This window comes from Ensifer sp. ENS07 (assembly GCF_014852185.1).
In the GTDB taxonomy this organism is placed as follows: domain Bacteria; phylum Pseudomonadota; class Alphaproteobacteria; order Rhizobiales; family Rhizobiaceae; genus Ensifer; species Ensifer adhaerens.
Map to the genome: position 1 here is coordinate 1266455 of NZ_JACVBE010000001.1, position 18387 is coordinate 1284841.

General features: G+C 62.1%; 25 protein-coding genes. 4 read left to right on the forward strand and 21 right to left on the reverse strand.

The genetic code is table 11. The features are described from left to right. Nucleotides 1-135 precede the first annotated feature (135 nt). On the reverse strand, nucleotides 136-2109 hold the full coding sequence (locus IB277_RS06350) for a bifunctional 2',3'-cyclic-nucleotide 2'-phosphodiesterase/3'-nucleotidase (RefSeq protein ID WP_090295792.1): 1974 nt from the start codon (nucleotides 2107-2109) through the stop codon (nucleotides 136-138). A gap of 42 nt (nucleotides 2110-2151) precedes the next feature. Between IB277_RS06350 and IB277_RS06355 the strand changes: the two genes are divergently transcribed. Both IB277_RS06355 and IB277_RS06360 read left to right on the forward strand, forming a co-directional pair. Beyond that, nucleotides 2152-2328: a hypothetical protein gene (locus IB277_RS06355; RefSeq protein ID WP_156552957.1), complete on the forward strand. Its 177-nt coding sequence runs from the start codon at nucleotides 2152-2154 to the stop codon at nucleotides 2326-2328. Between the two features lie 23 nt (nucleotides 2329-2351). Continuing rightward, a complete protein-coding gene (locus tag IB277_RS06360; protein WP_176960284.1) occupies nucleotides 2352-3599 on the forward strand; it encodes a diguanylate cyclase in 1248 nt (415 codons plus the stop codon). 14 nt (nucleotides 3600-3613) lie between these two features. On the opposite strand, the gene IB277_RS06365 is transcribed toward IB277_RS06360, so the two are convergent. Further along, nucleotides 3614-4075, reverse strand: coding sequence for an Lrp/AsnC family transcriptional regulator (locus IB277_RS06365; protein ID WP_034791115.1), 462 nt, complete (start codon nucleotides 4073-4075; stop codon nucleotides 3614-3616). A 155-nt stretch (nucleotides 4076-4230) separates the two neighbouring features. On the opposite strand from IB277_RS06365, the gene ald reads away from it, so the two are divergent. Then, complete coding sequence (gene ald, locus IB277_RS06370) at nucleotides 4231-5349, forward strand: alanine dehydrogenase (RefSeq protein WP_034791117.1); 1119 nt, start codon at nucleotides 4231-4233, stop codon at nucleotides 5347-5349. Between the two features lie 53 nt (nucleotides 5350-5402). Here the strand turns inward: ald and IB277_RS06375 are convergent, their stop codons facing one another. The 5 genes from IB277_RS06375 to IB277_RS06390 form a co-directional block, all read right to left on the reverse strand. Next, a complete protein-coding gene (locus IB277_RS06375; protein ID WP_090295550.1) occupies nucleotides 5403-5870 on the reverse strand; it encodes a DUF1203 domain-containing protein in 468 nt (155 codons plus the stop codon). A gap of 92 nt (nucleotides 5871-5962) precedes the next feature. After that, nucleotides 5963-6526: a GNAT family N-acetyltransferase gene (locus tag IB277_RS37980; RefSeq protein ID WP_034791121.1), complete on the reverse strand. Its 564-nt coding sequence runs from the start codon at nucleotides 6524-6526 to the stop codon at nucleotides 5963-5965. A 4-nt stretch (nucleotides 6527-6530) separates the two neighbouring features. Continuing rightward, nucleotides 6531-7385 (reverse strand): 3-mercaptopyruvate sulfurtransferase, encoded by an 855-nt coding sequence (sseA, locus tag IB277_RS37985; RefSeq protein WP_244546735.1) that lies wholly within the window; start codon nucleotides 7383-7385, stop codon nucleotides 6531-6533. Nucleotides 7386-7401: 16 nt separating this feature from the next. Then, on the reverse strand, nucleotides 7402-8151 hold the full coding sequence (locus tag IB277_RS06385; protein ID WP_090295547.1) for an alanyl-tRNA editing protein: 750 nt from the start codon (nucleotides 8149-8151) through the stop codon (nucleotides 7402-7404). Between the two features lie 7 nt (nucleotides 8152-8158). Beyond that, complete coding sequence (locus IB277_RS06390) at nucleotides 8159-9199, reverse strand: cysteine synthase A (protein WP_060517101.1); 1041 nt, start codon at nucleotides 9197-9199, stop codon at nucleotides 8159-8161. A 283-nt stretch (nucleotides 9200-9482) separates the two neighbouring features. Here IB277_RS06390 and IB277_RS06395 point away from each other — a divergent pair, with 283 nt between their 5' ends. Continuing rightward, a complete protein-coding gene (locus tag IB277_RS06395) occupies nucleotides 9483-10322 on the forward strand; it encodes an SDR family oxidoreductase (protein ID WP_090295543.1) in 840 nt (279 codons plus the stop codon). On the opposite strand, the gene IB277_RS06400 is transcribed toward IB277_RS06395, so the two are convergent. The 14 genes from IB277_RS06400 to IB277_RS06465 form a co-directional block, all read right to left on the reverse strand. Further along, nucleotides 10310-10636, reverse strand: coding sequence for an SMR family transporter (locus IB277_RS06400; protein ID WP_034791131.1), 327 nt, complete (start codon nucleotides 10634-10636; stop codon nucleotides 10310-10312). The genes IB277_RS06395 and IB277_RS06400 overlap by 13 nt on opposite strands. Then, nucleotides 10623-10994 (reverse strand): SMR family transporter, encoded by a 372-nt coding sequence (locus IB277_RS06405; protein ID WP_060517105.1) that lies wholly within the window; start codon nucleotides 10992-10994, stop codon nucleotides 10623-10625. Before IB277_RS06405 ends, IB277_RS06400 begins: the two co-directional genes overlap by 14 nt. A gap of 78 nt (nucleotides 10995-11072) precedes the next feature. After that, nucleotides 11073-12326: a cyclopropane-fatty-acyl-phospholipid synthase family protein gene (locus IB277_RS06410; protein ID WP_090295540.1), complete on the reverse strand. Its 1254-nt coding sequence runs from the start codon at nucleotides 12324-12326 to the stop codon at nucleotides 11073-11075. Nucleotides 12327-12411: 85 nt separating this feature from the next. After that, nucleotides 12412-13875 (reverse strand): deoxyribodipyrimidine photo-lyase, encoded by a 1464-nt coding sequence (locus tag IB277_RS06415; protein ID WP_192370805.1) that lies wholly within the window; start codon nucleotides 13873-13875, stop codon nucleotides 12412-12414. Between the two features lie 296 nt (nucleotides 13876-14171). Further along, complete coding sequence (locus IB277_RS06420) at nucleotides 14172-14357, reverse strand: hypothetical protein (protein ID WP_192370806.1); 186 nt, start codon at nucleotides 14355-14357, stop codon at nucleotides 14172-14174. Beyond that, complete coding sequence (locus IB277_RS06425; RefSeq protein ID WP_192370807.1) at nucleotides 14354-14881, reverse strand: hypothetical protein; 528 nt, start codon at nucleotides 14879-14881, stop codon at nucleotides 14354-14356. Before IB277_RS06425 ends, IB277_RS06420 begins: the two co-directional genes overlap by 4 nt. Beyond that, on the reverse strand, nucleotides 14878-15246 hold the full coding sequence (locus tag IB277_RS06430) for a Lar family restriction alleviation protein (RefSeq protein ID WP_192370808.1): 369 nt from the start codon (nucleotides 15244-15246) through the stop codon (nucleotides 14878-14880). Before IB277_RS06430 ends, IB277_RS06425 begins: the two co-directional genes overlap by 4 nt. Nucleotides 15247-15556: 310 nt before the next feature. Beyond that, complete coding sequence (locus IB277_RS06435; protein ID WP_192370809.1) at nucleotides 15557-16393, reverse strand: hypothetical protein; 837 nt, start codon at nucleotides 16391-16393, stop codon at nucleotides 15557-15559. Then, complete coding sequence (locus tag IB277_RS06440) at nucleotides 16390-16554, reverse strand: hypothetical protein (RefSeq protein ID WP_192370810.1); 165 nt, start codon at nucleotides 16552-16554, stop codon at nucleotides 16390-16392. The genes IB277_RS06435 and IB277_RS06440 overlap by 4 nt, the downstream gene beginning before the upstream one ends. Next, entirely contained in the window at nucleotides 16551-17039 is a 489-nt protein-coding gene (locus IB277_RS06445) for a hypothetical protein (RefSeq protein ID WP_210339577.1), read from the reverse strand. The genes IB277_RS06440 and IB277_RS06445 overlap by 4 nt, the downstream gene beginning before the upstream one ends. After that, nucleotides 17036-17392 (reverse strand): hypothetical protein, encoded by a 357-nt coding sequence (locus tag IB277_RS06450; RefSeq protein WP_192370811.1) that lies wholly within the window; start codon nucleotides 17390-17392, stop codon nucleotides 17036-17038. Before IB277_RS06450 ends, IB277_RS06445 begins: the two co-directional genes overlap by 4 nt. Continuing rightward, complete coding sequence (locus tag IB277_RS06455) at nucleotides 17389-17811, reverse strand: hypothetical protein (RefSeq protein WP_192370812.1); 423 nt, start codon at nucleotides 17809-17811, stop codon at nucleotides 17389-17391. The genes IB277_RS06450 and IB277_RS06455 overlap by 4 nt, the downstream gene beginning before the upstream one ends. Further along, nucleotides 17808-18161, reverse strand: coding sequence for a hypothetical protein (locus IB277_RS06460; RefSeq protein ID WP_246812699.1), 354 nt, complete (start codon nucleotides 18159-18161; stop codon nucleotides 17808-17810). The genes IB277_RS06455 and IB277_RS06460 overlap by 4 nt, the downstream gene beginning before the upstream one ends. Next, a complete protein-coding gene (locus IB277_RS06465) occupies nucleotides 18158-18370 on the reverse strand; it encodes a hypothetical protein (RefSeq protein ID WP_192370813.1) in 213 nt (70 codons plus the stop codon). Before IB277_RS06465 ends, IB277_RS06460 begins: the two co-directional genes overlap by 4 nt. Nucleotides 18371-18387: the final 17 nt, after the last annotated feature.

An 18387-nucleotide genomic window follows, 5' to 3' on the forward strand; every position in this document is an offset into this window, starting at 1 on the left:
TAAGCTTGCCTGTCGAAGCTCATGTCTTGCGGTAGGAATGCCGTGGACTTGTGTCGGCGGTTCAGCCGGCTGGTCGACTGCGCGCCAAGTGTGTGGGCGGCCGCAAGCGGCAGCCCACACTGATCGGTTGGGGGCTCAGAGCTTAATGCGGAAGCGCGCAAAACCTTCGGCGGCGTCGCCAGCGTCCTCGATCGTCACGCCCTTCACCTGTGCCAGGAACTGCCGTGCCTTCGGTCCACTGTCAAATGTCACGCTCGTCCCGGCGAGCGGAACGAAGGTCCAGTTGGCGTCGGCCGACGGATTGATCGTGCCCTGGTCGATGATGTAGCGCACCACCACATCGCGGTTGGTGTCGGGAGCCACGAACACCACCTTGTCGGCGGTGATGTCGGGGAAGTTGCCGCCGCCGCCGGCCCGGTAGTTGTTGGTGGCGACGACGAATTTCTGCGCCGGATCAATCGCTTGTCCATTGAACTGCAGGTTCTTGATGCGGTTCGAGGCGGCGTTGATCGTGTTGCCGTCCTTGTCGAACTTCGGCGGTACGGAAAGGTCGATTTGATAGGTGACCCCATCGATGACGTCGAAATTGTAGGACGGGAAGCCACCATTGATCAGCGGCGCGTCGGAAGCCCCCGGCTTGACCTCGTTGAAGATGCCGGCCGACATTTCCAGCCAGTTGCGCACCTGTTCGCCTGTTATGACCACGGCCTGCACCGTGTTCGGATAAAGGTAGAGATCGGCGACGTTCTTGATCGCGATGTCGCCGGCCGGGACGTCTGTGTAGTAATCGGCGCCGCCGCGGCCGCCGGCCTTGAAGGGGGCCGCGGCCGAAAGCACCGGCAGGTCGCGGTGCTCGGTGTCCTTCAGCATGTCCTTGATGTACCAGGTCTGCGCCTGGCTGACGATCTGGACCGACGGGTCGTCGGCAACCAGGGCGAAGTAGGAATAGAGCGGCGCGCTGGTCTTGCCGACGGGTGTGCGCACATAGGCAAGCGTCGCCTCGTGGTCCTTTTGTGCGGCGGCCAGAACGTCTTTTCGATCGGCGACTTCAGCCACGACTTTCTTTTCAACGCGCCGATAGATCGGCCGCGCTTCGCTTGTCGAGTTGACGACGCGCCAGGCGCCACCCTCACGCTCGATCAAGAGGTCGATCAGGCCGAGATGCGAACCCCAGAAGCCGCCCATGACGCCGGGCTTGCCGGAGATCAGGCCCTTTTTGTTGTCGACGCCGCCAACGCCGTCGAACTTCGGCCCAGGAAAATCGAGATGGCTGTGACCGGTGACGATCGCATCGATGCCTTCGATCGCGGCGAGCGGAACGGATGCGTTCTCGAGGTTCTCCGCATAGGCTTCCTGGCCAATGCCGGAGTGGGAGAGCGCCACGACGATGTCGGCGCCTTCCTCGCGCATCTGCGGCACCCAGGCTTCCGCCGCCTTGACGATGTCGCGGGCATTGGCCTTGCCCTCCAGGTGCTTGGCGTCCCAGGTCATGATCTGCGGCGGTACGAAGCCGATGAGACCGATGCGGATCTGATGCTCCTGGCCGGAACCGTCCTTCACCTTGCGGTCGAGGATGACATAGGGCTTCAGGAACAGCTCATCCTCCCGCGCACTGGCGGCAAGCGCTCCCTTCGTCAGGTTGGCGCAGACGAGCGGGAACTTCGCCCCGTTCAGCACCTTGAACATGAAGTCCAGGCCATAGTTGAATTCGTGGTTGCCGAGCGTGCCACAGTCATAGCCGAGCACGTTCATGGCCGCGACGATCGGGTGGAGATCGCCGTCCTTCATGCCACGCTGATAGGCGATGTAGTCGCCCATCGGGTTGCCCTGCAGGAAGTCGCCGTTGTCCACGAGGATGGAGTTGGTCGCTTCGGCGCGGATGGCGTCGATGATGGAGGCGGTGCGCGCAAGGCCGACTGTGTCGTTCGGCTTGTCGCCGTAATAGTCGTAGGGGAAGACGTGGACGTGCAGGTCCGTCGTTTCCATGATCCTGAGATGCGCCTGGTTGGCGGCAGCGCGAACCGAGAATGGATGCAAGATGACGAGTGCCGAGGAGGCTGCGGCCCCCGCAAGAAGCGAGCGGCGCGTGAGGTTAAGCGGGGAAGTCATCGATGTCATGCGGTCCTCCATTGATCAAGAATGCGGGTCTTCATGGAAAAGGAATACAATTGGGGGTTTTGTTCGCTGGCGGGCGAACGACGGTGGGTTGGCGCTGAATATGCCGGAAAGCTGGCGTTTCCGAAAGCGGCAGATTTTCGCACTGAAAGGTCGAGCAACAGCGGACACCCGGTAAAGTTTTCTTCAAGTTTCCTGGTTAACGGTGCTTGAGGAAACGGAACCTTCTCAAGCACATGCCAAACGCCAACCTTATTCTCTTCGTCGGCGAGGCACTGGTCTACGTCACGGCGATGATCGGGCTTTTGCACCTTCGTGCCCGGTTGGGTCTCGGGGTCTTTGTCGCGGCCCTCGGCGTCATGCACTTCATCGAGACCTATCTTGCCGCGGTCTTTTATGTGCAACTGCCGTTCGGCGTGATTTCGCCCGGATCGGCCGTGCTGTTCTCCGGCAAGCTGATGATGATCCTCCTCCTCTATGTGAAGGAGGACGCAGCAACGGTGCGCCAGCCGATCTATGGTCTGCTCGCCGGCAATTTCCTGACGGTGGCGCTCAGCCTTCTGCTGCGGCAGCACGATACGGTGTCGATCGTGGCGGAGCGCTCCGCCGACCTCGCCTTCATCGACGAGATGGGGTGGCTGATGGTCTGGGGAACGACGATCCTCTACTTCGATGCGCTGATGATCATCCTGCTCTATGAGCGCCTCGGGCGGTGGTTGCGTCACTTCGTGACCGTCCGTTTCCTCATCTGCGGTTTCGTGGTGCTCACCTTCGATCAGGCCGCCTTCTATGCGGCGCTGCGCTGGTGGAACGGCGCGCCGGCCGAGGTCTTCTGGGGCGGCTGGATGGCGAAAATGCTGGCAGCACCCTTCTATGCCATTGCCGTCGGGCTTTATCTCAACCTCTCGCGCCACCCGTCGCTTGCCATGTCGGACCGGCCGCTTGGCGACATCTTCAACACGCTGACCTTCCGTGAGCGCTACGAGGACCTCTTGTCGCGCTCCGGGCAGGACACGCTGACGGGCTCGCTCGACCGTAGCCGGTTCGAGGCCGAGGCACCGGCAATGCTGCGCGCCGCGAGCGCCGAAAACGCAGCCGTGACGCTGATGATCATCGACGTCGACCACTTCAAGGGTGTGAACGATCGATTTGGCCACCTGGAAGGGGACCGTGTGTTGCAGCGTCTGGTGGAAACGGTGAAGTCGAAATTGCGCCCGGTCGACCGGCTGTTTCGCTATGGCGGCGAGGAATTCGTGATCCTGTGTCCGGCAATGATGCATGCCGATGCGCTGCGCCGCGCCGAGGAGATCCGGATTGCGATCTCAGATCAGATTGCGACGCCGGACGGTCGCTCGGTTACGGCGAGTATCGGGCTTTCTTCGACGCCTACCGATGGGGTCTCTGTCGAGGATTTACTGGCGCAGGCCGATCTGAGGCTCTACGCCGCCAAGGGACGCGGCCGCAATTGCGTCGTCGGCCGATAGGTTTTCGGCCGCTTTCAGATGCCGACATTGGGCCGATCGATGATTTCGCGCAGCGAGAAGCTGGAATTGATCTTCACCACATGGGGCAAGGCCGAAAGCCAGTCACGGTGAATGCGTTCGTAGTCTTGCAGATCCTTGGCCGCGACCCGCAGGATGTAGTCATATTCTCCCGACATCAGGTAGCAGACAAGCACGTTCGGACAGAGCTTTACCGCTGCCTCGAATTCGGCGAGCGTCTTTGCGAACTGCCCCGAGAGCGAAATATGCACGATGACCATGATCTGGTAGTCGAGCGCCTTGTGGGCGATCCGCGCATGATAGCCGGCGATCGTTCCCGATTTTTCCAGGATGTCGACGCGCCGAGAACAGGCGGACGGAGAGAGTCCGACCTTCGCTGCGAGGTCGGCATTCGAGATCCGGCCGTTCTGCTGAAGAATGCGCAGAATCGCATGATCGATGGCATCAAGTTCGCTCATTCGTGATTTCCCTCAATCCTGCGCCCATTGTCGCAACATTCTTCGAAATCAATGCGCGCTGGCTTTCGTCTTTGCAAGGACATTCGATTGTCGGCGTGTTTTGCTGATTGCCTCATCAAAAGCGGCGCAAAGCCCAACAGGAGAGGAACGCAAGGATGCGTGTCGGTTGCCCGAAGGAAATCAAAAACCATGAATATCGTGTCGGCTTGACGCCCGGCTCGGTGCGTGAATATGTTGCCCATGGCCACGAGGTAATCGTGGAGACCAAGGCCGGGGCAGGGATCGGCGCGGACGACGATGCGTACCGTGCCGCTGGCGCGAAAATCGTCGCGACGGCGAAGGACGTGTTCGAAAAGTCGGACATGATCGTCAAGGTCAAGGAGCCGCAGCCCTCCGAATGGGCGCAACTGCGCGAAGGCCAAATTCTCTATACCTATCTGCATCTTGCGCCCGATCCGGAACAGACCAAGGGCCTGTTGAATTCCGGCGTCACGGCGATTGCCTATGAAACCGTCACCGACGATCGCGGCGGCCTTCCGCTGCTTGCGCCGATGTCGGAAGTTGCCGGGCGCTTGGCGATCCAGGCCGGTGCGACCTCGCTGCAAAAGGCCAATGGCGGCCGCGGCATCCTGCTCGGCGGCGTGCCGGGCGTGCTGCCGGCCAAGGTGACCGTCATCGGCGGCGGTGTCGTCGGCCTGCATGCCGCCCGCATGGCGGCGGGTCTTGGCGCTGACGTCAGCATCATCGATCGCTCGATCCCGCGTCTGCGCCAGCTCGACGATCTCTTTGCCGGCCGCGTGCACACGCGCTATTCGACCATTGACGCGCTGGAAGAGGAAGTGTTTTCAGCCGATCTTGTCATCGGCGCCGTGCTCATCCCGGGGGCGGCAGCACCAAAGCTTGTGACCCGCGAAATGCTGACCGGCATGAAGAAGGGGGCTGTCATCGTCGATGTCGCCATCGACCAGGGCGGCTGCTTCGAAACCTCGCATGCCACGACCCATTCCGATCCGACCTATGAAGTCGACGGCATCGTGCATTACTGCGTTGCGAACATGCCGGGTGCCGTGCCGGTGACCTCGGCGCATGCGCTCAACAACGCGACACTGCATTATGGTCTGCAACTCGCCGACAAGGGCCTGAAAGCGATTGCCGAAGACCGGCATCTGCGCGCCGGCCTCAACGTGCACCGCGGTCGCGTCACAAACGCACCCGTCGCTGAAGCACTCGGCTATGATGCCTATGCGCCGGAAGCGGTGCTGAACGTCGCCTGACGGAATTGATCCAGCGGCCCGGCAGCGATGCCGGGCCGGTTGCCACGAAGGCGTCAGGCGGTGACGATCCGGCACTGGTAGCAGCTGTACTTGGTCGAGCGCACATGGACGGCTGAAATGTCGGATTGTGCCAGCAGTTCATTCGCTCGAGTTTCAAGCTGTTCCCTGGCGATTACGTCACCGGTCCCATAGACGATCCGTTCGTCGGGGCCGTAGCCGCGCAGGAGATAGCTGTCACGCGAGCTCAGGATCGGCGGCAGGGTTTCGCCATCATGCGCCGGGCACGCCTCGGCGTGCATGAACACCGGGCCGGTTTCCGCATAAGGCTGCAATGAGGAAAACGGTCGAAGCGCGAAAACCAAATAGGGCGCGCCGGCTTCGACATAATCCAGGCAATGACGGCACGGTACGCCGTCGCCATCGGAGATCTGTCGCTCCGGCGCATTGCCATACGCGTCCAGCCCGCCCTCTCTCATCCGGCGGGCTTCCGCGTCAGACATCGGAATATAGCGCAGCGACATCGTGTATCTCCTTGATCGGCTTGAATTGTTCGATCAGGAGAGTGCACCGGCCGCAGCCACCGGGACACCCGGAACTTGCCGGATGGTGTTCGTCAGAGGTTTTTCACCAGGCTCAGAAGCTCGGCATCGGTCAAAGGCTCGACCGTGGCCTCGCGGGTCGCGACTGGCGAGAAGCCGAATTGCTGATAGAGCTGCAGCGCGCGGGGATGGTCGAGGTTGTTGGTGGTCACCTTCAGCTTGCTCGGATTCAGCGCCCAGGCGGCAAACAGCGTCTGCAGCAGGAACCATTTGCCGAGCCCGAGGCCGAGTGCGTGTTCCATCAGCCCGAAATGCACAAGTTCGACCACATCGTCGTCGCCCTGATGCAGTTCGAAGAATCCGGCCGGCGCGCCGTTGACGTAAAGAACCGTCACGCTCCTCCGCTTGTCGCCAAGCAGTGCTGCCAGATCCTCGTCGCTCATCCGCAGCCGTTCGGTCCAGTGCCAGCGACGTCCGACGCGCAGATAGAGAAACCGATAGTAGCCGAGCGGAATGTCGGAGACGCGCAGGATCGCCGTCTGGATATTGACCGGCATCGGCAGGCTCTGCTTCGGCGGAGCGGTCATTTCGAGTTCGGTGACGTGCGCCGTCAGTGAGGCGAGCTTCGGAGGGCGCATGGCGTCACTCGCGACCTGTGACGACGGCGGTGTCGGTGCGGCCACCCCATTCCGACCAGGATCCGTCATAGAGCGTGTTGTCGGTGTGGCCGAGCGACTGTAGCGCCAGGGTGATGATGGCGGCAGTTACGCCCGATCCGCAGGTCGTGACCACGGGCTTCGAAAGATCGACGCCGGCCGCTGCGAAGGTCTGGCGGAGGCTCTCAAGATCCTTGAGCTTCCCGTTTTCCGAAAAGACGCCGGAAGGAAGGCTGTGGGCGCCGGGCATGTGACCGGAACGAAGGCCGGCACGCGGCTCGGCTTCCTCGCCATAAAAACGCGGGGCGCCACGGGCATCGGCGATCTGGATCGCGCCGTCGGCGACGATCTGCTTCATTCCGGCCAAGGAGGTAACGGCGGTGGGCGTAAAGCTCGGCTTGAACGTGGCCGGCTTGGGCGAGGGGACATCCGTGCTGACGGGTCGGCCTTCCCGGTTCCAGCCGTCCATGCCGCCATCCAGCACATAGACATTCTTGGCACCCATGATGCGCAGTTCCCACCAGACGCGCGGCGCCGTCATGATGCCCGGGCCGTCATAGACGACGATCGTATCCGTCTCGCTGACGCCAAGCGTGCCGACGGCTTCAGCAAAGGCTTCCGGCGAAGGCAGCGTATGCGGCAGGCCGCTCGTATGGTCGGCAATGGCGTCCTGGTCGAAGAAGACAGCACCGGGAATGTGGCCGGCGTCGTATTCCGCCTTCGGGTTGCGCTTCTGTGCCGGCAGGTACCACGAGGCGTCCAGGATCCGGATCGAGGGATCGCCGAGGCGCTCCTGCAGCCAATCGGCGGAAACGACAAAGGCGCTCTTGTTGTTGGTCACGATCGCAACTCCTTACTCAAACTGATGCGCGGTCTTCGGCGCTGCCGAAGCGGATACGGAACCGGCGGTTCTCCTTACCCTTTTTCTCGATCTTGGCGATGTGGATGGCGCCGACTTCCTGCGTCTCCGACACATGCGTACCGCCGCAGGGCTGGCTGTCGACCGCCGAGTTCTCGCCGATGCAGACAAGGCTGACGCGCCCAAGGCCGATCGGCGGGCGAACATTCTTCGACTTGACGATGCCGGGGTTGGCGGCCAGCTCGTCATCGGTGATCCACTGGACGTAAACGGGGTGGTTTTCGTCGACGAGCTTCATCAGTGCTGTTGTGACCTCGTCCCGGTCGATCGTCTCGTTCATGTCGAAATCGACACGGCTCTCGTCCTCGCCGACCGACGCTCCGGTGATCGGGAAGGGGCAGACGACCGAAAGCAGATGGCAGGCCGTGTGCATGCGCATCAGCCGGTAGCGGCGCGGCCAGTCGATGTGCAGAACCAGCTTCTCGCCGATCTCGGGCGCCGGCTGGCCCTCGGCTGGCACATGGATGATGATATCCTTGGTCTCCCCATGGCGGGCGACCGCGATGTCGATGCGGCTGCCATCGGCGCGCTCCAGAAAGCCCGCATCGCCAGGCTGGCCGCCGGAGGTGGCATAGAAGCAGGTCTGATCAAGCTCGATCCCGCCATCTTCGAGGATTCCGGTGACGCTGGCCTCACATGTCGAGAGGTAGAAGTCGTCACGGAAGAGGGCAGTCACGGTCCTGGTCATCGCATTCCTATCCAACTGATTCGTATGGCACTGCAATGTTGGAAGCCGTCTTCAACCACGTCGGCACCGGCAGCCCCTTGGAGGCGAGGAAGTCCGGGTTGAAGAGCTTCGACTGATAGCGGTTACCATAGTCGCACAGGATCGTCACGATCGTATGTCCCGGCCCGAGGTCCTTGGCGAGCCGCACGGCCCCGGCGATGTTGATGCCCGTCGAGCCACCCACGCAAATGCCTTCCCGTTCGATCAGGTCGAAGACGTAAGGCACGGCTTCCGAATCGGGAATCTGGTACGAGAAGTCGGGTGTGAAGCCTTCCAGATTGGCGGTGATTCGGCCCTGGCCGATGCCCTCGGTGATCGAGCTTCCTTCGGATTTCAGTTCGCCATTGGCGTAGAAATTGTAGAGGGCCGCACCTTGCGGGTCCGCCAGGCCGATCTTGACCGCGGGGTTTTTGGCTCTGAGGCCCTGGGCGACGCCGGCCAGCGTGCCGCCGGAGCCGACGGCGCAGATGAAGCCGTCGACCTTGCCGTCCGTGTCGCGCCAGATCTCGGGCGCCGTGGACTCCACATGGGCGTCACGGTTGGCGACGTTGTCGAACTGGTTGGCCCAGATCGCCCCGTTTGGCTCGGTCTTGGCCAGTTGCTCGGCGAGGCGGCCGGAGATCTTCACGTAGTTGTTGGGGTTCTTGTAGGGAACGGCCGGTACTTCGACCAGCTCGGCGCCGAGCAGCCGCAGGGCGTCCTTCTTTTCCTGGCTCTGGGTTTCCGGAATGACGATGACGGTGCGGTAGCCGAGCGCCTGGCCGACCAGCGCCAGGCCGATGCCGGTATTGCCGGCCGTACCTTCGACGATGACACCGCCCGGCCGCAACTGGCCGGTGCGCTCCGCATGGCGAATGATCCAGAGCGCCGCGCGGTCCTTCACCGATTGTCCGGGGTTCAGAAACTCGGCCTTGCCGAGGATCGTGCAGCCTGTCGCGTCGGATACGGATTTCAGCCGGATCAGAGGCGTGTTTCCGATTGCTTCGAGCACGGACGGGAGAATGGCCATTTTCAGAACCTCGTGTTTGAGGACAGGCACCGCGGTAAGGCGGCACGTACCAGGTAAAAGCGAACGGCGGCCAGCGAATATCGACAACGTTCCGGGACCGCCGAAATGTTGGCGTGTTTTCGGCTCAGCCTGCACTTCAGGCAAGAAATAGCGTTTCGCCGTCGCTCTGTCCCGAACAAAAATCGTCTCCAGGGACTGCGAGAGCCGGCGGCAAGGAGCGCTGCCGCGAAGAAGGGTCGGGCAAGGGCGTACGTGTTTCCCGGCGCGTGCCGAGGAGTGAGTGATGAGTATTCAATCTACGAAATCGGAACAGAAACTGGCTTGGGTGACGGGCGCAAGCTCGGGAACCGGGCGGGCACTGGCGCTCGCGCTGGTGCGGGAAGGCTATTCCGTCGTCGTGACGGCGAGAAACCACGACAGGCTCGTGGACCTGCAGCATGAAGCAGCAAGCGAAGGGCGGATCACCGTGCTCGACGGCGATGTCACCGACCCTGCCGACATGGAGCGGGTGATGGCGGCGATCGAATATGATCACGGGCACCTTTCACTCGTGGTGCTGAACGCCGGGGTCGCGCTGCCGGTGCGCGGAGACGAGCTTCACCGCGAGGCCTTCGAGAAGAGCTTTGCCGTCAACCTCAACGGCGTCGTCAACTGTCTCTTGCCGGCGGTGGACCACATGAAGACGCAGGGGTACGGACACATCGCCATCGTCTCGTCGGTGGCCGGCTACGGCGGACTGCCGACCAGTGCCGCCTATGGCGCCACCAAGGCCGCGCTGATCAATATGGCGGAAAGCCTGAAGTTCGATCTCGACCGGCTCGGCGTCCGGCTGCAGATCATCAGCCCCGGCTTCGTCGATACGCCCGGGACCGCGCGCATTCGCTTTCTGCGACCGGCGCCGGTGAACAGTGAAGAGGCGGCAAGGCGCATCGTTGCCGGCCTGAAGTCGCGAAGGTTCGAAATTGCCTTCCCACGCCGGTTTGCCTACGCGGTGAAGCTCATGGACCTGCTGCCCTACAGCCTCTATTTCCGCCTGCTGAACTGGCTGACCCGCGGCAAGACGGAGGCCATGGAAGGACAGAAGCGCGCCGGACCCGGCGGGCGCCCGCGTCAGGCGGTGTGAAGCACCAGCACCGCGCCGAAGATGAGCGCCAGTCCGACCCAGCCGATCGGCTTCAGCTTCTGACCGAACAGGAAGCGGCCGCAGATGGCCGTCCCGAAGATCCCGGTTGCGCCAAGTACGGCATAGGCGATGGCGAGCTCCATGCCCTTGATGGCTTCCGCCAGGAAGGCAAAGGCGGCGAGCACTAGCAGAATCGAAAGGATGCCCCAGCCGCGGCGGGCGAACCCTTCCGATTTCGTCGAGGCGAGGTTGGCCGCAATATCGAGGATGCCGGCCACGACCGCGAGAACGAAGTAGATGCTAGGCGCGCTCATCGGCGGCTCCTTCACGCGCTGCCTCGTCCTCGTCATGATACTCGCCGGCATTGACGAGCAGGATGCCGACGATCGCCATCGAAAGCCCGAGCATTTCGCGTCCGGTCAGCACATGGCCGAAGACGAAAACCGAAACCAGGGTGATGATGGCGACGCCCGAACCTTCCCAGATCGCATAGGCGACGCCGACCGATATCGTCTTCACCGCCTTTGCCAGGAAGACGTAGGAGAGTGCGATCGAGACATACATGACGATGTGGCCGAGATAGGAGCCGCTTTCGGAAGCGGCCTTCATCACCGTCAGGCCCACCACTTCGGTCGCGATGGCGAGCGCGAGGAAAAACCATGCAAGACGCATGCTGTACCTTTGAACAGAAACTTGGATCGACCGCCTCTTAAGCGCTACGGGTGACGCGGTAAAGACGCGCCGTGCGCTTCACTCGAAGACGATCTGCCGGACGTCGATGTTGCGGGCACGGAACCCGGCCTCGCAGTAGTAGAAGTAGAACTCCCACAGCCGCTTGAAGCGCAGGTCGAAGCCGAGCGGCTCGATCCTGTTCCAGACCGCCCAGAACCGCTCCCGCCATTCGCCGAGTGTGCGGGCATAGTCGACGCCAAAGCCGAAGTCGTTGATCATCTGCAGGCCGACATTGCGGCCAAGCTCGACCAGATGCTCGCGCGTTGGCAGCATGCCGCCCGGGAAGACGTATTTCTGGATGAAATCCGGATTGGAACGATACTCCTCGTAGGATTCGGGCTTGATCGTGATGATCTGCAGTCCGGCCTTGCCCCCGGGTTTCAGGCACCGCTTCAGCTGCGAGAAATAGGTTGCCCAGAATTTTTCGCCGACGGCCTCGAACATCTCGATCGAGACGATGCGGTCATAGGTACCCCTTTCTTCACGATAGTCCTGGAACTTCAATTCGACCCGGTCGGCAAGGCCCGCACGCTGCATGCGTTCGCGTGCGAAGGCCAGTTGCTCGCGGCTGATCGTCAGCCCGGTGATCTTGCAGCCGATTTCCGTTGCCGCAAATTCGGCAAAGCCGCCCCAGCCGCAGCCGATCTCAAGCACATGATCGCCGGTGCGCAGGTTCGTCGCTTCCGCGAGCGCGCGGTATTTGGCTTTCTGCGCTGAGCGAAGATCATTGGCGCCCGTTGCATAAAGCGCAGACGAATAGGTCATGCTCGGATCCAGCCATTCGCTGTAGAAGGCGTTGCCGAGGTCGTAATGGGCCGAGATGTTGCGGCGCGCGCCGGAGTGGGTGTTGGCATTGCGCCAGTGCAGGAACTTGTCGAAAAGGCGCAGGAGCCCGCGCGCACGGTTCGGAAAATTCCTGCCGATTTCGGCGTTGACGAGGAACAGTTCGAGAAAGGCGCCGACATCGGGACTGTCCCAGTCGCCGTCGATGTAGCTTTCCGCAGCCCCGATGGTGCCGCCCGAGATAGCACGCTGCGGCAGGTTCCAGTTGTTGAGGTTGAGGATGGCGCTGGGGCCGGCCCTGGCGCCTTTGATCACCAGCCTGCGGCCGTCTGGCGTGGCGAGCATCAACGTTCCCACCTGAAGGTGCACCAGGGCGCCAAGCACCATGCGCGCCTTGAGCGGAAATTCCCGCACGGCCGTCGCCAGATTTTCGGAAGATAGCTCCACCGCACCGGCAAATGCAGCAAAATCGGCTTCCAGGTTACGCATACACCACCCCCTCAGCTGTTGCATCCGTAACGTGAGCCTAGCCGCAATCGGGCGAGACGCCAACTGAGGAATTCTACCGGAGGCTCTACGTCTCCTCGGAAACTCCCGGTGCGCTTGTGATCTGCCGGAAGGCTGCCAGTGCCCGATCGCGGGCAAGGGCATGGTCGACGATCGGTTTCGGGTAGGTCGTGCCGAGTTCGATGCCGGCTTCGGCAAGGGTCGTGGCGGGCGCTGCAAAGGGGCGATGGACATAGCGCGGGTGGAGGCGCTCCAGCTCTGGCACGAAGCGCTTCACATAGAGACCGTCGGGATCGAATTTCTCCCCTTGCAGGAGCGGGTTGAAGATGCGGAAGAACGGTGCGGCGTCCGCGCCCGATCCGGCGACCCATTGCCAGCTTGCGGCATTGTTGGCCGGATCCGCGTCGACCAGCGTGTCACGGAACCAGGCTTCTCCCTTGCGCCAGTCGACGAGCAGGTCCTTGATGAGAAAGGAGGCGACAATCATGCGAACGCGATTGTGCATGTAGCCGTGGCGCCATAGCTGGCGCATGCCGGCATCGACGATCGGGTATCCGGTGAGCCCTCTGGTCCATCGAGTAAAATCGTCCTCGTCGTTCAGCCAGTGGAAGCGGTCGAATCGACGGTCGAGGTTGCGGCGGCCAAGCTCAGGATAATGAAACAGCAGATGATAGGAGAATTCGCGCCAGGCGAGTTCCTTGCGGAAGGTGGCCGCCCCTTCGCCGCTATCGGCCTGGGGCCCAGCTGCCGCATGCCAGGCCTGCGCCGGCGAAATTTCGCCAAAGGCGAGATGAGGCGAGAGCAGGGATGTGCCATCCGCGTCGGGAATGTCGCGGCAGCGTTTGTAGGCGTCGAGCTTCTCATCGACGAATTCTTCGAGACGGGTGGCCGCACCGTCTTCGCCCGGCGTCCAGACCTCGCTGAATGTCGCCGCCCAGTCCGGTTTCGTCGGCAGCAGCGACCAGTCGTCAAGGCGTTCCGATCGCGGCCATGCTCCCGGGGCTGCGATATGGTGCGGCCGGTCGATCGGCGGTGCTGGCTCGTTTTTCAGTTCGAGCGCGCGCCAGAACGGCGTGAACACGCGGTAGGGGCCGCCCGTCGTCGTCAGCAGCCGCATGGGCTCATGCAGCAATTGTCCTGCAAAGCTCTCCGCGATGATTCCCCGCTCGGCCAGCGCCTTCTTGAGCGCGGTATCCGTGGCGATGCCGTTCGGGTCGTAGCGCCGGTTCCAGTAGATGCGCTCCGCACCGCTTGCGCGCGCAATCTCGACAATCACGTCAAGCGGCGCGCCTGATCGAAGAACGAGGCGAGAAGCGTGCCGCGCGAGACTTGCGCCCAAGGCCTCGAGCGAATGGTGCAGCCACCACGCCTGCGCCGCCCCGAGCGGACCGTTGCCGCTGCCGGCGGGTTCGCGAATATAGAGGGGAATGACGGCTGCCTCGCCGGCGGCAGCCGAGAGGGCGCGATTGTCGGCCAGGCGGAGATCCTTGCGGAACCAGACGATGATGGGCGGCGCCGCGGCCTTTGTCATAAAGAACCATCGGGAGGTTGGGGATTGATCACTTGGAGAACATAGGTGCAAAATGAAAAAGAGCCATTCGCATCGCTGCAAATGGCTCTTTTAGAAAGTGGCTCCCCGGGCCGGAGTTGGCTCCGTTTGTGATCGCGGCTACCAATCGAGAAATTACAGTAGGTTGGCCGCTATCTTCTCAAGTTCTGAAGTTGAGAATGTAGCCAAAATGTAGCCGAAATGTAGTCCGTTATGGATCCCATACGGGCCGCGCCGATTGCGCGACGAAAGCGCGCACCCCTCGATCTGAGAAAATATCAGTTTGCGGAGATCAGTTTACGGATGCGGTCGACCGCTGTGCCGCGCGATTTGGCGGCGAGGTATTCGCGCTCGAGGCGGTCAAGCAGCGGTTGCGCGATAGGGCCACGCCGGTCGACGAGCTCGGCGCAGATCAGCAGCATCTTCTCGATACGCTCGATCGAGATTTCCGGTGCCTGGCTCATCTTCTCCTCCAGGCATCATAGGATTTCACCAGGTCGCGCCAGCGGTTGGCGGCGGCTCGATCGGTGTTGAGGTCGGCGCGTGAGCCGATGTTGAGGATGGAGCGGACACGTGTCGCGACGCGCTCGTCGCTAAGCGGCTTCGTCAGGCCGTGCCGCTCTTCGAGGAAGACGCGGAATGCCGGCTCCTGGCATTTCATCGCGCATTCGGTGGCGTAGTTCTTCGGCTCGCCTTGGGAAGGATGCAGTCTCGCCAGTTCGCGCTCGACCGCGCGTAGGCGTTCGGCAAGCTTGCCATAGCGTTCTGTCATCCAGCGCAGGTCATCGGGCGCGCGTAGCACCAGCTCGCGATCGTCGAGGTTCGCCGATGTTGGGACGATCGCGATCACCTCGTTCCCACTTTCGCCAGCCAAAAGGTGGGTGCCTTGGTCGTCGGCGTTGATGCCCCATTCCTTCGAGGCCAAGTCGAGACGGTTTCGTATCGCGTCCAGACGTTTTTGATTGGGCGAGGCGGCTGAGTGGTTCATGCCGCTGATGGCCCAAGGAGCTCGACGAGCTTGGCAGCCTGCCACTTTTTGACCGCGTCTGGGCCCTTCTCGAAGATCTCGTCGGGAGTGATGAAATCCAAATAGGTAGGACCGCCGGCGCTCCCCGTCGTCTGACGGGCGTGGTCGGCGCGGCGGTTCCAGTTCTCGACCATGATCGCCATGCGTTCTTCATCGGAAAGCTCTGGATGGTCGCCCCGACACATGATCATGTCTGCATTGCAGAAGGTGCAATATATTGCAGCACCGTGATCGAGCCGACCGTCTTTGAGCCAACGGAACGACCGCTGGTAATCTTGCTCGGGATCACCGCCGCAAAACGGGCAAGGCAAAAGCTTATCGGTCACAGTAGGACCTCCTTCCGCACTTGGTGCATTCGTAGCTGGTGCCCGGAACAAGGGCCTGAAATTTGGTGGGGCGGTATTCGTGGCGGCAAAACCACTGTCGGATCGCGGTCAGCAATCTCATGGCTGGCCCTCCGTGGTGGCGTTGTATGGCGGGAGCTCAATCTCTGGGCACGGCTCGTCGTGGAACTCGGCCCATTCTTTCCGCTTGCGGGATCGCTTTTCTTCGATCTCAGAGCACGAGGGGCAGAAGTCGAAGCCCCATTCCCAATGGTCGAAGCCGACGCCGTCACCGCAGTACTTGCACTTGCCGCTAGCCATTGTCCGAGCCGTCCGTGGTGGGATGGTTCGGGCCAATCGCTTGGCACTGCTGCGAATCGTGGCAGATGCCGTCATGATCGCAGTCTTCCCACGCTGTGCAGCACGAAGGCGGGAAAATGGGGGCTGGCTTTTGCGGGCTTTCCGCTTTCGCGGCAACAAGGGCATGTGTTGCCGTTTCGATAGCTTCGTCGAAGTCGGCGTTCTCGTCCTCGATCATCCCGGATATCTTATCGAGCGCTTTGCGGAATGACGCATGCTCGCTCTGGATGAGGCTGATGCTCTCCCATGCCGCGAACGGGTCTTCCGGCTCGCCCATGTCGCTGGCGATCTTGATCATCTCGCAGGCGAGCGCCGATACCTGTTCCGGCGTCGTGTTGCCGGTGCCCTTGCAGACGCCGCAGATCATCGATGGGTAGCCAACGGGGCAATCCTCGTCCTGCTCGATCAGCGTGCAAGGACACGGCACATGCTGACAGGGCGCAGGGGCAGAAACGATGCCGGGCGGGAATGCATCGCGGAAGGCTTTGGCGGATTTGATCTCGCCAAAGTGCAAGGTTATGGAGTTCCCTCCGTCATGGACGGCGAACACGTCCGCCATGCGTGTTCTTTGCTGTTCCTCCGCCTGGGCTATGCCTTCCAAGTAGTCCTCGAACGCCTCGCCGAGATCGACTTCTCCGGCATCGTCAACCGGATCGTAGCCGTTTGCTTTAAGCGTCTTGAGGATGGCGCTGGCCCAATCCGGCCACGGAACGTCGCGAGCCTCCTCAAGCTCACGCTCGAGGCGTTCGATCTCGGTCTGCTGACGGTCAATGCTGGCGAGATCGGTCATTGGGCCTTCTCCCTGATGATTTTGACCTTGCGGATTGCGCCGGCCGAGACGCCACGGCGTTCCGCTGCGATGTCGCGAGCGGCCTGGGCGTCGGCGGCGTCGATGTCGATCGGCGCGACTTCGGAGTCGTGAAAGTGGATGCGGAAGGGGTGGAGGGTCATGGGCGCGCCTCGGCCCGATCAAGGCGCTCGATCTCGGCGATGATGAGTGCGCCGGCCTTTATGAGATTGCGGCGGTGATCCTTTGTGGGCTTCCACCATCCACGATCCCAAGGCCAGATGCCGATCGGTTGCGGGTCGTTGGGGAAGCTTCTCCCGCGCGCGCCCGCCTGGAAGGCATAGCAAGCCGCCGCTGTAGCGAGCTGGCCCTTGGTAGCCATATCGTCATGGCTGGCGTCAAAGTCCTCGACTTCGATCTGCCGCTTGCGTTCGGCAGCCACGTCGGCGATTGCCTTTGATTGCGGTTCATTCGCGACGCGTGCGATGCTGGCGGCGTTCAAATAGTGCCAGCCTGCATTGATAAGCTCGTCCTGGTAGCCATCGCCGCAGCGTACCAAACACTCAACGCGGATTTCGACTTCGAGAAAGCCGCTTTCCTTCATGCGGGCGACGACTGCGGCTTCGAATAGTTCGCGCGTGTCGGTCATGCTGCCCTCCGGTCGCGAGCGTCGCGATACTTGAGGTACTCGATGAAGGTCATCGAGCAATCTGCATCGAGATAGTCCTGGTATCGCTGCTGGCCCTTCGTGAGCCGCGGCGGCTTGGGACTATTGGCCACGGCAGCAATCTTCCCGGCTTCGGTCACGGTGAAGCAATCGCTTCCGCCGAATAGCTTGACGTTCGCGATCCGGGTCATGTGGCCGAGCCCAACCAGCTCCATGCAGAGCGGATGATCAATGCTGCCTTCGCCCGTTACAAACCGGTTGCGGTACATGCCACCGCGACCGAACTCATCGAGACCGAGCGAGTGCTGCAGAATGTGAAGCTGCTCTGCGTTCATGCCCCGTACCTCTTCTCAACGGTCTTGACGTCTTCGCCAGTAAACGCCGCATGGGCGCCGGTGAGCAGGCGGAATGACTCGGTGCCAAAGCCGATTTGGTAGTAGAGCTTCTCGTCCCGCTTGGAGCGATTTAGGAGATAGGCGACCGCTTCAGCCGCCTTCTGGAGTTTCTCCTCCGCAACGCGCAGGCGATCGAGGTCGGCCTTGTGGCAATTGATCGACTCCTCGAAAAGATTGTAGAGATCGCCGACGATTTCGGCCGGATCATCCGCAGGAGACCAGCCCTCGATCAGGCTCGGGGCCTTGATGAACGTGTCTATGGCGTTCATGAGCGACAGGCCGACTTTCGCAATATCGATCAGTTCTTCGGCGGTCGCGAGGCCGGTCATTTCCAGTGCGTGCTTCAGATCGCCGCTCATGCTGCCCTCCCGGCGCGCTCGTCGAGCGCTCTGACATGCATGGTGATGCGCGGAAGGGAGATGGGGCGGACGTCATAGCCGCCGAATTCGCCGCCTTGGCGAGCGAACACGACGACGCGGCGCTCGTCTTCGCGGATGCCGCGCTTTTCGGATGCGCGCCACTGGTCGCAGCGGGCGTAGACATAGTCGTGCATCACGTGATCCATCACGCCAAAGGTCTCGGCGAGGCGGACGATTGTCATGCCGGCGAGGAAGCCGGCGCGCACGGCGGGCTCCTTCAGCATGGCTGGCGAACTGGACAGGCCGGCACGCGAGCGGCGAAGGCCGACGACGGGATGAGACATCTTCATGACAGCACCCCCGCCGGCGCGAGGAGGCATGCATGCAACTGCCCCATGTAGCGGGCCGGGTCCTGGTCGGGCTGGCGCTCGAAATAGGCGTGGGCGCTCTCGGCGATCGACAGGCAGGCGATCTCCTCGATCGGCCGATCGTACACCTGGGAGATGACGCGCAACCGCTCTGCGGTAGCGGCGTCTATATGGACGGTGATATGCGACATGGTTCCTCCTGTCGCCG